At 39.8% G+C, this 14,594-nt stretch carries 13 protein-coding genes and 2 pseudogenes; 10 read left to right on the top strand and 5 right to left on the bottom strand.

The genetic code is table 11. From position 1 onward, the window contains the following. Window positions 1–56 precede the first annotated feature (56 nt). From BUB67_RS17025 to BUB67_RS17495, 3 genes and pseudogenes are all read left to right on the top strand, one after another. Window positions 57–455, top strand: a pseudogene (locus BUB67_RS17025) (Mu transposase C-terminal domain-containing protein); the annotation flags it as partial. Then, a complete protein-coding gene (locus BUB67_RS15035; RefSeq protein ID WP_073240210.1) occupies window positions 448–1,248 on the top strand; it encodes an ExeA family protein in 801 nt (266 codons plus the stop codon). The pseudogene BUB67_RS17025 and the gene BUB67_RS15035, both read left to right, overlap by 8 nt. Before the next feature lie 35 nt (window positions 1,249–1,283). Further along, entirely contained in the window at window positions 1,284–1,496 is a 213-nt protein-coding gene (locus tag BUB67_RS17495) for a DUF5348 domain-containing protein (protein WP_159431854.1), read from the top strand. 942 nt (window positions 1,497–2,438) lie between these two features. Here the strand turns inward: BUB67_RS17495 and BUB67_RS15025 are convergent. The 3 genes from BUB67_RS15025 to BUB67_RS15015 form a co-directional block, all read right to left on the bottom strand. Beyond that, entirely contained in the window at window positions 2,439–4,112 is a 1,674-nt protein-coding gene (locus BUB67_RS15025) for an ABC1 kinase family protein (RefSeq protein ID WP_073240208.1), read from the bottom strand. A gap of 69 nt (window positions 4,113–4,181) precedes the next feature. Then, entirely contained in the window at window positions 4,182–4,472 is a 291-nt protein-coding gene (locus tag BUB67_RS15020; RefSeq protein ID WP_073240207.1) for a phasin family protein, read from the bottom strand. A gap of 118 nt (window positions 4,473–4,590) precedes the next feature. Further along, window positions 4,591–5,268 (bottom strand): AsnC family transcriptional regulator, encoded by a 678-nt coding sequence (locus tag BUB67_RS15015; RefSeq protein WP_073240206.1) that lies wholly within the window; start codon window positions 5,266–5,268, stop codon window positions 4,591–4,593. 215 nt (window positions 5,269–5,483) lie between these two features. On the opposite strand from BUB67_RS15015, the gene BUB67_RS17020 reads away from it, so the two are divergent. From BUB67_RS17020 to BUB67_RS14995, 4 genes are all read left to right on the top strand, one after another. Further along, window positions 5,484–6,230, top strand: a complete 747-nt coding sequence (locus BUB67_RS17020) for a putative ABC transporter permease (protein ID WP_021315458.1) — start codon at window positions 5,484–5,486, stop codon at window positions 6,228–6,230. A gap of 18 nt (window positions 6,231–6,248) precedes the next feature. Next, window positions 6,249–6,719: an HD domain-containing protein gene (locus BUB67_RS17015; RefSeq protein ID WP_034378351.1), complete on the top strand. Its 471-nt coding sequence runs from the start codon at window positions 6,249–6,251 to the stop codon at window positions 6,717–6,719. A gap of 63 nt (window positions 6,720–6,782) precedes the next feature. Beyond that, window positions 6,783–7,766 carry a 3-oxoacyl-ACP synthase III family protein gene (locus BUB67_RS15000; RefSeq protein ID WP_021315442.1) on the top strand — a complete coding sequence of 328 codons (984 nt, stop codon included), beginning with the start codon at window positions 6,783–6,785 and terminating at the stop codon, window positions 7,764–7,766. Between the two features lie 81 nt (window positions 7,767–7,847). Further along, window positions 7,848–9,404: a DHA2 family efflux MFS transporter permease subunit gene (locus BUB67_RS14995; protein ID WP_073240205.1), complete on the top strand. Its 1,557-nt coding sequence runs from the start codon at window positions 7,848–7,850 to the stop codon at window positions 9,402–9,404. Between the two features lie 160 nt (window positions 9,405–9,564). On the opposite strand, the gene BUB67_RS14990 is transcribed toward BUB67_RS14995, so the two are convergent. Then, the gene (locus BUB67_RS14990) at window positions 9,565–10,803 is read right to left on the bottom strand and encodes an IS110 family RNA-guided transposase (protein ID WP_073240204.1); all 1,239 of its coding nucleotides are present in this window, start codon (window positions 10,801–10,803) and stop codon (window positions 9,565–9,567) included. Between the two features lie 303 nt (window positions 10,804–11,106). On the opposite strand from BUB67_RS14990, the gene BUB67_RS14985 reads away from it, so the two are divergent. The 3 genes from BUB67_RS14985 (at window position 11,107) to BUB67_RS14975 (ending at window position 13,941) form a co-directional block, all read left to right on the top strand. Further along, window positions 11,107–11,808, top strand: coding sequence for an HlyD family secretion protein (locus BUB67_RS14985; protein ID WP_073240203.1), 702 nt, complete (start codon window positions 11,107–11,109; stop codon window positions 11,806–11,808). A gap of 19 nt (window positions 11,809–11,827) precedes the next feature. Then, window positions 11,828–12,976 (top strand): efflux RND transporter periplasmic adaptor subunit, encoded by a 1,149-nt coding sequence (locus tag BUB67_RS14980; protein ID WP_073240202.1) that lies wholly within the window; start codon window positions 11,828–11,830, stop codon window positions 12,974–12,976. A gap of 92 nt (window positions 12,977–13,068) precedes the next feature. Further along, on the top strand, window positions 13,069–13,941 hold the full coding sequence (locus BUB67_RS14975) for a DegV family protein (protein ID WP_073240201.1): 873 nt from the start codon (window positions 13,069–13,071) through the stop codon (window positions 13,939–13,941). A gap of 349 nt (window positions 13,942–14,290) precedes the next feature. On the opposite strand, the pseudogene BUB67_RS14965 reads toward BUB67_RS14975, so the two are convergent. After that, window positions 14,291–14,594 (bottom strand): annotated as a pseudogene (locus BUB67_RS14965) (hypothetical protein); the annotation flags it as partial.

Here is a 14,594-nt window from a genome sequence, read left to right as displayed (position 1 = left end):
GGAAGCTTCTATACCGGCAGGATCATGGTCGAGGCACAATACCACTTTTTTAAGGTGAATTTAATCAGCGCTTTTGGCAATGGCTTGAGGAGGATTACCATCGTAAGATTCATGCTTCTTTAGGTATGACTCCACTTGACATATATCTATCCCAACAAAGCCGGCTCCGACTGGTAGAGGATCCTAAAAGTTTGGAACCTTTGTTTTAACAACGGGATTACCGCAAAGTAAAGCATGATGGAACCTTTACACTGAAGAATAAGCTTTATGAAGTCCCTGCAAATTTGCTGGTCAAAGAGTTGAAATTCGTTTTAACGAAGAAGGAAATGTCTTTATTTTATGAGAATGGCCAATCTATTTGTAAGGCTACTCTTGTTAATTTTGCAGACAATGCCCACGTAAAACGCTCTCGTGGTCTCTCTATGCGCGCTATGGGAGGGACTGAGAATGTATAAAAGCTTTTACTCATTAGCCTATACTCCCTTTAGCAAAGAGCTTAAACCATCCCAAGCCTTTCCTTCGGAAAGCTTTAGTGAAGCCTTGGCTCGTTTGGATTATTTAAAGAAAACACGCGGCATAGGACTCTTAGTCGGCGACCCGGGAGCTGGTAAAACCTTTGCCCTGCGTGCGTTTGTTGATTCTCTGCATCCCAATCTTTACAGCACTCTGTATTTTCCTCTATCGACCGGTACAGTAATGGACTTTTTTCGCGGAATTGCTATCGGGCTTGGAGAAAATCCGACCTTTCGTAAAGTAGATTTATTTCACCAGATTCAACATGCTATTATTAACTCATTTAAGGAAAGAAAAATTACGCCCATTATTATTCTTGATGAGATGCAACTGACTAAGGATCTCTTTTTACATGATTTAAGCATTTTGTTTAACTTTAATATGGATTCGGAAAACCCGTTTATTTTAATTTTGGCCGGACTTCCTCACTTTAAGGATAAGCTTACCTTAAACCAGAACCGTCCTCTAGCCCAGCGCATTGTGATTCGCCACAAAATGGAGCCTCTTACCAAGGACGAGGTTGACCGTTATATTAAGCATCATTTGGAATTAGCCGGAGCAAAACACCCGATCTTTTCGGCAGCAGCCATCGAATCGTTAGCTAGTTTAACCAAAGGTTGGCCACGACTCATTAATAATCTGGCTACTCACTGTTTACTCCTTGGCTACCAACGCCGCCAAGAGCAGATTGATGAAGAAATTGTACATGATGCTTCACTTGAAGCCGGTCTCTAAGTCAATTTAGCTTTCACGGGAGGAGTAGATTTATTTTGGAGCAATTAGTTTACGCATATGACATCGATCGTTGGACCATAGTATCTGACCAATCCACTTGGGAATTACACTGCGGTGATTCATTTTGGTTAAAAGTTGACGAGCATTGGCTTCCATGCCGAATAGAAAACGATACTGATTGGTACATCATCTTCGCTAATGCCCAATTTTATCTCAAGCCGAAACGATCTTATTTGGTAAAACCTTAACCCTATACCCTTACGGGCCTGCTAACAAAGCAGGCTTATTTTCTATGCTGGTACTTACGGTAAGATTAAATGCCCTGCAATAATGCAAAAACCTTGTTATTTTAGCTAGTACAATCCGCGAATTCTGTTCAACTGGGACATTTAAACAACCAAATTTTTGTGCAAACCAGGGGCTGAATTATTTTGCAAAATTACACTACTATATTCTATGAACATAACGAGACGAGCGTGTAAAGAAAGGCCCAATGACAGTACATAATGGCCGATGGATCTTAGCCTAGCATCTAGTGTCCAGAAATATGATACTTTCTCCAACCCCTTGGAGTTCATTCTCGATTTCTTCTATCTCATGTATTGCAGTTAATACAAAGAGTACTCTTTTGGGGTTCATGGAATGGCTTCCCTTCCGTAGGTTCCGTTAGCTCGATCCAAATCAATTTCTCCAAGTTCGCCTGAACACTTTTTTCGAAGTATTCCTCTTCATCTTTGTTTTTGCCCTTCAAGTCGCTTGAATCCTTGGATGTGTTTTCGCAGATGGTTATGGACTCAATTTGCAAATATTGAATCACGAAAGTATCTAAGGAGATTGCCCTCAGTGGATTTGAGTGTGTGAGAAGTCGTTCCGACCCTTAACTGAGGGATATCCCCAATAATCTTTACTATCTTAATACTATCTTAATGACGAATGCTCTATAAGGTTTCCCGTATTCTTCATTAATTGCTCAGAATCTTATTTTGGTTCTTAGGATAAGGAGGAAGAGAAAAATTAAGATGAAAACTAAAACCAGGATCAGTACCTAATCTAGCTCCATGTCTACACCTTCGCTCCATGTCTACACCTTCCTTTCTTTGATGTTCACCTTGGGTTTTCCACCAAGGACTATTCAACCTTACCCTGATTATCTTTTACACACTAAGTAAGTATGAAATTTATACTGTTATCTAAAACCTTCCGGACCTTAGAATAGAAAATAGCAACCAAACGAACATTAAAGATGCTAGCATAAATCCTAAATCTACCGCCGAAAAATGCCAAATAAACAGCCGCTCTCCTAAAGCTGACGCGATAATTATACCCATCATTAAAATACTAAAAGACAACAATACTATGCTAAAAGATAATTGATTACTGATTCGATCTAATTTTTTTAAAATTAAACCAAGTTCTGGAATCCTCACTTCAACCCTAATATTACCGTCTTTTAAATTATGCGTCATTTCCTTGAGGAGCTTTGGCACGTCTAAAAAAACCTCTACATATTCATTAATCTTTTCAAAAGCTGTTTTGGTAATGGAACTAATCCGGTAACGCTCTTTTAACAACTTATATCCGAAAGGTCGAGCTATATCCATTACGCTTAATTTAGGGTCAAGTTTCTCTACGCTCCCTTCGAGCGTGAGAAGCGATTTTCCCAAAAGAGTTAAATCTGGCGGTATCCTAATCCGATGATTAAAAGCAACAGTAAATAGTTCATTAACCGCCTGACCTAATCTAACTTGACTTAATGGAATGTCCAGATATTTGTCTTTTAAAGCATCGACATCGCTGCGCAATCGAGAGATGTTTATATCGCTGGGGACTATTCCCATATCTAAGATCACTCGAATCATCTCATCCGTATTTTTCCGGATCATGCCAATAACTAACGATGCAAAATGATGTTTCATTTGAGGTGTCAGCCGTCCAACCATACCAAAATCTAGAAAAGTGATTACCTGGTCAGGTAAAACAAGAATATTTCCTGGATGCGGATCACCATGAAAAAAGCCTTCAATTAAAATTTGATGAAAAATTGCTTCGACAATCTGTTTAGCAATCTCGGAAGTGTCATATCCTAATTCAATTAATCGTTCGGTTTGACTTAACTTCGTACCTTGAATATATTCCATGGTCAGTACTTTTTTCGCAGAGTAATCCTCATAGATTTTCGGAATCCTGATCTTGGAATTATCCGAAAATTGGCGAGCCATTTTTTCCGCATTTCGTCCTTCTATCGTATAATCAAGTTCAGCGCGTAGCGATTTGGCGAATTCGTCTATAATTTGCGTAATTTGATACCTTTCTGCCCAATCTAATCGTTGCTCGGCAAGGCCCGCTATATCCATAAGAATTTCCAGATCAGTTTCAATTATTGTTGAAATATGTGGACGTTGAACTTTAACTGCTACAGTTTCCCCGCTAATTAATACAGCACGATGGACCTGCCCTATCGATGCTGCGGCTAATGGTACTTCCTCAAAGTCAACAAAAATCTTTTCGATCTGAATTCCGAGTTCTTCTTGAATAATTTGGCGAACCTCGCTAAAAGGAAATGACGGTACATTATCTTGTAATTTTTCCAGTTCATCAATTATTCCTGAAGGAACAACATCTGGACGTGTACTTGCAATTTGTCCCATTTTAATGAACGTCGGACCTAATTCTTCAATCACTTGCCGAATTCGCTGTCCAACAGACTTTAACTCACCTATTTCCAATTTCGGCATCAATCTCCTTGAAAAAGGCAACATATCGGATAAACCCGTTTCTACTAAAATAAACCCAAAACCGTTACGTGCTAAAACTGTAGCAACTTCTTTATACCGACCTATATGACGTATCCTCTTTCTAATCACACTAATTCCCTTCCTAGGGATAAGGAGCCCGAATTATTCAGGCTCCTTATCCTTTATTCGTTATTTATTTTATTCTCGGGTCTCTAAATTTTTTATTCGTTCTTCTAGTTGGGCAATATCGTCCTTAGAAGCAATGTTCAATTCAACTAGCATTTCTTTAACTTTCTCTCGTAGCTTCGCTTCCAATACTTGTTGTTGCTTTTCTCCTTTATTGATTATGTCACTTACCAAGTTCTTAGATTCAGTAACCGGCACTTCTCCTTTTTCAACCAGTTCTTCTACGATTTTTTCCACTTGCTCCTTACTCATCATAGCCAAACCAAGTCCAATATATATTCCTTTTTGTATTAAACTTTTCATACTTTAACCTCCCTAGTATAATTCCCTTGTTTCCTTTTAACTTCCTGGAATTCACGTTTGCTAATCTCGCCGTGTGGATATTTTTCTCCTATAATGGTTAGATAATACCTGTTTTCATCTAATTCATTGCTTCATGAAGAAATTCAATAAGAATCTTTATTTCGTCCTGACTCAATTCGTCGAGGTGCTTTAGAAAGGATACAATTAAATCACTGATCCTTGGATCAATTTCTTCGGCAACGGACTGAATTGCGGTGCCCAAGACCATACCTACAAAAATTGTAATTTTAATATTATAGCTGTCCGCTGCCATTAAGATATTTGTAATTATATCTTTCTGAACTTTACCTAATGAATGAAGATACAGAATTAATATTGCCAAGATATCCATGCAAAACTCTGCCTGAATTTTTGTCGTGGTAATTTTGTTCAGCATAAATTCCAAAGACTGTTGCAAATTTTTAGATTGAAGTTCAAATACTATTTTAAGTATTCTTTTTTTAATTTCATTGAGCATGCCAGCATCAAATGTTACTTCCCTTGTTTGTCCAAATAGTTCATTCGCTTTGGGAGTGGGCGAAAAAACAACAGTCGAACGTCCCTGCACATTGGGATTAACGACATAATCTCTTTTTAAAAAATCATTTTTTTCTAATTCTTTTAACATATCATAAGCGGTCCATTTGCTGACACCTAGTAAATTAGCTAGAGTCTCATAGTGAACCGGTAGTCCCGACTTTTCATATAAACGTATGATTTGCTGGAGAAATTGTTTACGTCGTTCCGTTAAATTCATCTTTCTTCTTCCTTTTTCTTTCTTGACAATTGTCCTTTAGATGATGTATATTTTTTTACAGAGGTTTTTTGGGTCTTTTGGGTATATTCTAATATAAGACAACGTAAAATGCAACTGACCTTCTATTAATTTCAAAAATCATATTATGTATCTACTTTTTGGGTCTTTTGTGGTCTGTCTAGCTTATCATTGAACATTATAGGAGAGAATGACTAATGATAGCAACACGCTTACTTAATGATCTAACATTTTTAATATTAGTCTTTGCCTTTTATTCATTCGCAGGCTGGATCTTAGAAACCGGTTATCGTTCACTGACGCAGCATCATTTTGTCAATCCTGGCTTATTAAAAGGACCTTTTCTTCCGATTTATGGTTCATTTGCTTTAATTGTAATCCTAACGAATCATATCTGGCCGCATCCATCTTGGGGCTTGGCTTTTGTTTTATTCGTTTTCCTCAGTACCGTTATTGAGTACCTCGCCGGCACATTGTTGGAACGTTTTTTCAACTTGCAATTATGGAGTTATCATGATACCCCTCTCAACTTTCAGGGACGGGTTGCCCTACCGTTCTCTCTTCTCTGGGGTGGTCTGGGTCTTGTCTTTAACTATTATCTCCACCCTCATGTTGGATTAGTATTTTTGCAAATTCCGTCGGCTTCTAAAATACTCTTGGCCATAATATTTACAATTTATTTCGTGATTGATCTCGTATATTCTACGATTCTTTTACATCAAATTGATATTTTCCTTAGATTTGAAAATAAAATGGGCGGCCATTTGAAGATGCCAAATCTTCATGCGACTCGCGTCTCTTTTAGGCGGCTAATTTCAACTTACCCTAAAATACGCCACACTCTTACAGAATCGGTATCTTTTATCCAGGAAAAACAGGCCGCTCTTCAACACCTTAAGGAAGATTCTTTTAACAAATTGCGGCAGATGAAAAACGATAGATAACCAGAAAGGACGGTTCCTTTGAATTTTAATGATTTAACCAAGGATATTCTTGAGCATCCGGAATTTCAACAACTGGCAAACTTTACTCATCACCATCCATTCAGTATTTTGGAACACTCTCTCAATGTTGCACATTTAACTTATACCTGGGCATATAGATTAAATCGTGTTATAAAAATTGATGTCTGTTCAGCGACACGCGGGGCGCTCCTCCATGATTTTTACCTTTATGATTGGCATTTACCCAGCCCTGATGGCTCACGCTGGCACGGTTTTCGGCATCCTCAAATTGCTTGCCAAAATGCCGAGCGTTGCTTTGATCTTAACCCTAAAGAAAAAGGCATTATACTTAGCCACATGTGGCCGCTAACCGTACCTTGGCCCTCAAATTTAGAAGCTTTTTTAGTTACTTTTGCCGATAAAACAGTAACCTTACAAGAGTTTTTTGTCAAAATAGGATATTTATTTAGAGTTAAGTTCTTGAGTTGATTTCTTCAAAATTAGTGAGTACATTATTCCAAACTTTGCTTATAAGGAGTTGTTTAATCAGTAATGAATGTAGGAATTTTAGGTTATGGCTACTATTTGCCTGAATTAGTAGTAACTAATCAAGAAATTGCCCATCGATTTAATAAAGATGGCAGCTGGATTGAAGAAAGAACCGGCATCCAGGAACGAAGAAGAGCCGGAAAGGATATAAGTACTTCAGACCTGGCAGCAAAAGCAGCATTTGCTGCCTTGAATAATGCGAATCTTACTCCTGCAGACATTGACTTAATCATAGTCTCAACTACTACACCCGATATGCTCCTTCCCTCAACTGCCTGTCTGGTTCAGAATGCGATCGGAGCTCATAAGGCAGCAGCCTTCGACATCGCTGCCGCCTGCAGCGGTTTTATCTACGGATTGGATATTGCTGCTACTTATCTGCTTGCGGGACGTTATAACAAAATTTTACTGATTGGTGCCGATACCTATTCAAAAATTACCAACGATGAAGACCTCCATACAAGTATCTTGTTTGGAGACGGAGCAGGAGCAATTGTCCTCGGAGAAGTTCCAAAAGAGTATGGAATTCTTAATTCTACCTTAGGGGCTGACGGGACGGGATGGGAATTACTGCAAGTACCGGCTGGGGGTTCCAGGCTGCCTCTTACCCCTAATCTATTAGATGCCCATTCAAATACAATCATGATGAGTGGCAGGGCTGTATATCAGTTCGCCGTAAAAATTTTTGAAGAAACTGTACGGGAACTTCTCGATAAGTCATCAATTAATCTCGACAGAATCAGCTTGATCATCCCTCATCAAGCCAATAAACGAATTTTGCAGTCTGTTTCACAGCGCTTAGAGATAGCACCCGAAAAAATCTACTGTAATATTGAGAAATACGGAAATATGTCTTCAGCCTCTATTCCCGTTGCTTTAGCAGAAGCCTATGAAAACCAGAAGATACGAAGCGGGGATTATCTCATATTAATAGGATTCGGTGCGGGTCTTACATGGGGGGCCACTCTCATCCGATCCAATCTCTAAAAAATGCTGGTTCTTTCAGCTATTGTCGTTGGGGTCTTTTGTTTTTTTATATAAGAAATATTTCATGGGAGTGTGGTGGTAGTGCAAGCAAAATGGGGAAAATGGCTGAGCTTGATTGCTGTTGTTTTGGGGTTATCCATGGATCTTTTGGATATGACGATTGTTAACGTTGCCATCCCGGATATTATGCTGGAGCTTGGGACGGATCTGCGTCTTTCTCAGTATGTTATTACTGCTTACATGGTAACCATTGGGATTTTTGAACCGATTACGGCTTATTGGGCTGATACAAGAGGAATGAAGAAGATATATCTTTTGAGCCTCTTTATTTTTACGGGCGGGTCCATCTTATCCGCGTTAGCTTGGAATATTAATGCCCTAATTTTCTTTCGGGTTATCCAAGCGATTGGCGGGGGGATGATTATGCCTCTGGCTTTGTCCATCGTTGAGAAAACCTTTACGAAAAAAGAACTCCCCTTAGCCATGGGATTGATGGGTATTCCTTTACTGATTGCTCCTGCCATCGGACCAATGATCGGAGGATACTTGGTCGAAACTTATAACTGGAGGATGATTTTCTGGATCAACCTCCCCTTAGGACTATTGGCTATTTTTGCATCTTATTTTTTACTACGTGAATTTGAAATCATTGCTCAAAAATTTGATTTTTGGGGTTTTGTCCTTTCAGCACTAGGTTTCTCTACATTGCTCTTAGCCCTCAGCAACGGCACAGACGAAGGTTGGACGTCTTTTAATATTGTGTTTCTCTTTTTTACCGCCATAAGCAGTTTAATTTTATTTTTCCTTGTAGAAGCCTATACACCCGATCCCATCTTAAATTTAAAGATTTTCAGAAACCGGATTTATTCCGGTTCCCTAGTCGTTACATTCTTTATTATTATGAGTTTATTTGGCAGCCTCTTTCTCCTGCCTTTGTTCCTGCAACAATTGATGGGATTAGGTGCAATGGACACTGGCATGATGCTCTTGCCGGAAGTCTTGGGTATCATCATCTTCATTCCAGTCAGTGCTATGCTCCTTCCGCGAATTGGTGCAACCGTTTTAACCGTTGTGGGGATTGCGATTATGTCATTTGGAACACTGTTTTTTGTCAATCTTGATGTCAATACAAGTTTAAATGCAATTAGACAGCACTTATTCATTGTCGGAGTGGGGCTTGGTCTCGGTATTATGCCTTCGGTAACATTAGCTTATAGTTCATTACCAAAAGAATTAGTTAATCAAGGCTCAGCATTTTTTAATATGGTTCGTCAAATTGGCAGTGCCGTTGGGGTAGCAATTCTTACTAGCATAATTGAGCAACGAACTCCCTGGCATTATGCCCATATAGCTACAACAGCCACCCCATGGTCGTTTACATTACAGTCCTTTGAACCGTTAACATCTTTATTTCAAGGTTTAGGTTTTCAGGTTTCTGAAGCTCAAATGCTCAATTTGTTAACCCTGTTTAGGATAGCTCAGGAAAAAGCGGCTGTTTTAGCGTTTCAAGATGCATTCTACGTCAATGTGCTCATGGGCTTAATTGGCATAGTGCCCGCCTTTTTCTTAGTTCAAAAACCTATCCTAGTTTTGATTCTTAAAAAACCCGAAAAACAAGGTTTACGGGAAACAGTATAGGACCTTATTAAAGTTACGACAACGACAAAATATCTAAAGAAATCGGGAGGAGAAGTCTGAAACCACACCCGCAGGTGTCAGAACCTAAAAAAGGGTATAGGAAATAAACCGTCCGTGGGACGATTTTAAAAATTTAATAGTGATAGCTCCGAATTTAGTATCAAACCTTAATTACTGAGTACCCGTGCCTTTGAGCTATTAAAATGGCTTGCTCTACAGTAATGTTGCGGATCTGCGGCATAGTCTCGGCTTTTTTGTAGAGTTCCGGATTGTAAGGCTCACCTTTTTTCAGGACGTGATATATAGCAGTGAGCAGCATTCGTGCAACCGCAATAATCGCCCGCTTATGACCACGTCGTTTCTTGATGGACAAATAGCGGTTTTTGATTTCAGGGTGTTTATCACTTTTAACCACTGCATTAGCGCATTGGACCAAAAGTGGTTTGATATAAACACCCGCACGGGAGATGCGTACAGAATGTTTCTTGCCCGCACTCTCATTGTTTTGAGGAGTAACACCTGCCCAGGAACACGCATGTTTAGATGTCGGGAACACAGACATATCTACCCCGATTTCTGAGATTACAGCGATTGCAGAGAAGGGATTTTTGAAACCTGGCACTGTGGACACTAAGGCGAGTTCCTTGGTATAGGGCTCCGAAAGCGAAAGGATTACGGATTCAAGATCGGACTTGCACTTTTCCAATCCGTCGAAATGCTGAAGGATAATATTCATTTTCTGCTGTTGCTCCGGCGTAATCATTCCGTCTAAAGCAAGGCGGATCTTATCCACCTTGTCCAGCATCGATGGGTGAAGAAGAGGAACAAAATCGAAATCCTTGTCATCAGGATTTTCAAGCAAGTAGTCAATGATTCTCATTGAACTCTTACCGAAAGTATCAGATACCACGTTGGAAAGCTGGATGTTTGATACAGTAAGACAATTTTGAATCCGGTTCTTCTCGCTGGACTTAAAGTTTGTAAGCTTAAAACGGTAACGCATCAAGTCACGCAACTGACGGATTGGAAGGGGTGGCATAAAGCTTCCGGCAACAAGGTCGTGCTTAAACAAGTCAGCAATCCACCTAGCATCCTTTTTATCAGTTTTTTTGCCGCGAATTGCCTTCACATACTTTGGGTGAGCCAGGGTGATTTTACAGGTGGCTTCTAAAATGTTGTATACGGGAATCCAGTATTTGCCGGTAGACTCCATGCAAACATGAGTGCAGGAATTAGAGCTAAGCCACTGTGACAACTTACGCAAATCGTTTGTGAATGTGGAGAAACGATGGGACATGTAAGTGGTGACACCTTTGTCGTTGGTAGTAGCAATACAGGCGACGAGGAAGGTTTTATGGACATCAATGCCACAACAGATGGGATAAACGATTTTTAACATTAAAGGCCCCCTTCTCAATAGATTGTTGAGAAAAGCAGGCATTGACTGACCATCCAGCTATAAACGAGTTGTTCATACAAAGATAAGTCTTCGTGCTCAAAAGACACACTTATTTGTGCTTGATAGGACGGCCTACACATATAATTATGCGGTCTACTCCCAAAGGAGCAGCGCACTCCCCTCCACGTGATTTGTAGTTGCCTGTGATCTCAACAAGATAGTTTTAAAATAAAACAAGCTCAAGGACAACCGGTTTCATGCCGTTTTGTGCCTTGAGCGATAGCGAAAGGGATGATTAAAATTATGAAGAATCAAAAGATCGTAATTTCAGTGGTACTGACCGTACTCTTAATAATTGGCGGCGGAATCGCAAGCTATTATTGGTACGAAATGTCTCATTATATTACTACAGATGACGCACGGATCAGTGCCTATACTGCAAATGTCAGCCCGATCATCTCGGGCAAAATAACATCCTGGAATGTTTCTGAAGGGGAATATGTCAAAGCCGGAACCACTTTGGGGTGGCAGGATACAAATGCGATTGCCACTAGCGCAAGTGTGAACCCCAGCGCACTTAATCCTATAGGCAGTATCACCGTCAGTAAAGCAGAGATTACTGCCCCTATTTCCGGCCAAGTGATTAAAAATTTCGTACGTGTAGGACAATTGGTCGGGACCGGACAACCCATAGCGGTGATCGCCGATACAAGTGATCTCTTTGTGGATGTAAATATTGACGAAACTGAAATAAGCAAAATAAACGTCGGTCAACTTGTGGATTTAAAGGTTGATGCTTTACCCGGAAAAACCTTTCAAGGAAGGGTCGATGAAATCGGAAAAGCAACTCTTTCAACGTTTGATATTTTACCTATGCAATCTGCCAACGGTAACTTTACCAAAGTTACGCAACGGATTCCGCTAAAAGTACGTTTTCCAGAAATAAATAAGCTGGGTCTTTTACCCGGGATGAGTGTTACTGTGAAAATCCATATTGCAGAATAACGAAAGGAGGAGAAGGATTATGTTAAATTTAAATACAAAGCCAAAAGTGTTAAATAAGAAAATCATAAGCCTGATGCTTTTAGCCTTAGCCGTATTCATTTCCATTACAGGATACGCAATTTCCACGAAACCTGCCGCCAAACCTGTAGAAACTACGGTACCCGTAAAAACAGATGAAGTTAAGGTAATGGATTTTAGCGGACAATTAGCCTTAACCGGTATCCTGGATGCTCAGGAAAAGTCCAATCTCAGTTCCCAGCTTCCGGGAATCGTCACGAATCTCGGAGCTAAGGAAGGAACCTTTGTTAAAAAGGGCGATGTCATCATTTCCTTAGATAAAAAAGACTTGTTGAATCAACTTGAACAAGCTAAAGCAGGGCTTGCCAATAGTCAGGCCCAGGCCGAACAAGCCCGTCTCAATTATGAAAACGCGGAAAATGACTATAAACGTTTTCAGGAGCTCTTCAAATCCGGCGCAATTTCCCAACAACAAATGGAACAAATCACTTTAAAAAGAGATATTGCCAAATCTCAATATGAAAGCGCTCAAGGGGCTGGTCTTGATGCGGCTCAAACAACCATCAATGCTATCAACTTAAATCTTGCCAAAACGGATATCAAGAGTCCTATCGATGGAATTTTAGTGACGTTGAATGTATCTGTTGGGGATACGATTAGCCCCGGCATTCCTCTAGCCACGATTGTAGCAATCGATCAACTGGCCTTAACCGGAAACCTTTCGGAAAGCCATATCAACTATGTCAAGGTAGGAAATTCTGCAGAAGTCTCTGTAGATTCTATTCCAAACCGGACCTTTACTGGGAAAATCTCTTATATCAGTCCAACCTCCATTCCAACGGGACAGTTTTTTCCGGTAAAAGTCGCCATAGACAATCCGGAAGGAATATTAAAAGCAGGGATGACGGCTACAGCTAAAATAACTGTAAATAATCCATCGGTTATAGTCATTCCCAACTCTGCACTTCTGAGGCAGGACGACAAGGATTATGTCATGGTCGTGAAAGAAGGAAAAGCAGTGAAAACCGCTGTTCGTACAGGCCTTAAAAATGAAGAATCAACAGTTATCATCCAGGGTTTGCATGCGGGTGAACGTATTGTTATTAACGGGGCAGAGAGATTAGCCAATGGTGTGGAAGTAAAGGAATAGTCATGAAATTCATGAATTTGCAAATAAGAGATAAAAATTCAACTCCGGTATTTTCGGTATAAGGTTACCAAGTAGCCCAAGGAGGTATTTTTATGAAGCTGAGGATTATGACTGATTCAAATTGTGATCTTCCTTTGAACTTTATTAAGGAAAACGAAATAATTGTTGCACCTTTCCCCTATTTTATTAAAGATCAAAACTATAATGATGACTTCGGTAAATCTATAGGTTATAAGGAATTTTATGAGGCGATTCGCAGGGGCGAAATGCCTAAGACCTCACAGATCACGCCATTTGTCTTTGAAGAATATTTTAGAACGTTTCTAGAAAAAAGCAACTCAATTATTTATATAGCCTTCTCTTCTGCCTTAAGCCAGACTTATAATAACGCACTCATCGCCAGAGATATTATTATGAAGAAAAATCCCACGGCCGATATTTCAGTGATTGACTCCAGAAGCGCTACTGTTGGACAAGGACTTCTTGTTTTTTATGCTAGTGAAATGCTTAAACAAGGAAAAACAAAAGAAGAAATCGTTCGTTGGATAGAAAGCAATAAACACAAAGTTAATCACTGGTTTACAGTCGATGACTTGGCTCACCTAAAAAGAGGAGGGAGAATTTCAAGTACGAGTGCCGTTCTAGGAACTATCTTGGAAATTAAGCCCGTTCTCTTTGTAGATAATCAAGGTGGACTGACCTTTGCCAAAAAGGTCAAGGGTAGAAGAAAAGCTATTAAAGCTCTTGCCGAAGAGCTGCAAAACAGAATCATTAATGCCAAGGAACAAACAATCTTTATCTGTCATAGAGATTGTCTGGAAGATGCAGAGTTTCTTAAAAACATTATTCTTGATAAAATCGAAGTAAAAAATGTCATCGTGAATTACGCTGGACCTATAGTGGGGGCTCATACTGGTCCTGGTATGCTGGCTGTAACGTTCCTAGGAGAAAATAGGACAGCATAAAAACTGTTTTTATGTTTTTCTCTGTTTACGTTACATCCTACCATATGAATATATAAAATACCTGTACTCTATAAAACAAAGGTTGCTATTGACTTTGTGGCACTCTTCTCCAAGGTTTAAACATCTTATCACAGAATTATCTAGCAGTCTCAATATCTGGGGCCTCAAAAAGGTATAGTAATGAGCCAAGAGAACGATAAAACCGATGACTCCAAACATAGTTGCAGCAGCTATGATTAAAGTAACCACCTGTGATGCTTGCATTGGTTTCCTCCTTCTTTCAAAATTAAGAAAGCCATGCACCAATGGTTTTTCATTCGCACATGGCAAATATGCAGTTATAATATTGCTAAATACTGTGCTGCAAGAATTCTTGGCAAACAGCCTGCATATAATCGACTCTCTCTTCATTCTGCTTTTGCAGAGCTTCTGTTCTCTGTTCCTGCTCTTCAAGACATATAAAAATTTGAGCCTTGACACAGTTTAGTGCAAGACTCATATACGATGCGATTAATTTTTGCTTATCCTCAAGGGTACGGATTCCTGATGTGTTGAGCCGAGCATTAATGGCATTGACATCCTGCTGGATATCCTCTGCTTTGGTTTTCAGCTTTCCCCGGTCCTGGTGCGGATGATAGCTGTGACAGAGTTCA

The organism is Desulforamulus putei DSM 12395, assembly GCF_900129195.1.
Taxonomy (GTDB): Bacteria; Bacillota; Desulfotomaculia; order Desulfotomaculales; family Desulfotomaculaceae; genus Desulfotomaculum; species Desulfotomaculum putei.
Note: the sequence above shows the minus strand (reverse complement) of the source record. Positions and strands in the feature narration are given on the sequence as shown.

Coding starts and splice junctions, on each gene's coding strand:
- BUB67_RS15020 (WP_073240207.1), bottom strand. CDS start 4,472: ATGAAAAGTTTAATACAAAAAGGAATATATATTGGACTTGGTTTGGCT.
- BUB67_RS17020 (WP_021315458.1), top strand. CDS start 5,484: ATGATAGCAACACGCTTACTTAATGATCTAACATTTTTAATATTAGTC.
- BUB67_RS15015 (WP_073240206.1), bottom strand. CDS start 5,268: ATGAATTTAACGGAACGACGTAAACAATTTCTCCAGCAAATCATACGT.
- BUB67_RS15000 (WP_021315442.1), top strand. CDS start 6,783: ATGAATGTAGGAATTTTAGGTTATGGCTACTATTTGCCTGAATTAGTA.
- BUB67_RS14975 (WP_073240201.1), top strand. CDS start 13,069: ATGAAGCTGAGGATTATGACTGATTCAAATTGTGATCTTCCTTTGAAC.
- BUB67_RS14990 (WP_073240204.1), bottom strand. CDS start 10,803: ATGTTAAAAATCGTTTATCCCATCTGTTGTGGCATTGATGTCCATAAA.
- BUB67_RS14980 (WP_073240202.1), top strand. CDS start 11,828: ATGTTAAATTTAAATACAAAGCCAAAAGTGTTAAATAAGAAAATCATA.
- BUB67_RS14985 (WP_073240203.1), top strand. CDS start 11,107: ATGAAGAATCAAAAGATCGTAATTTCAGTGGTACTGACCGTACTCTTA.
- BUB67_RS15035 (WP_073240210.1), top strand. CDS start 448: ATGTATAAAAGCTTTTACTCATTAGCCTATACTCCCTTTAGCAAAGAG.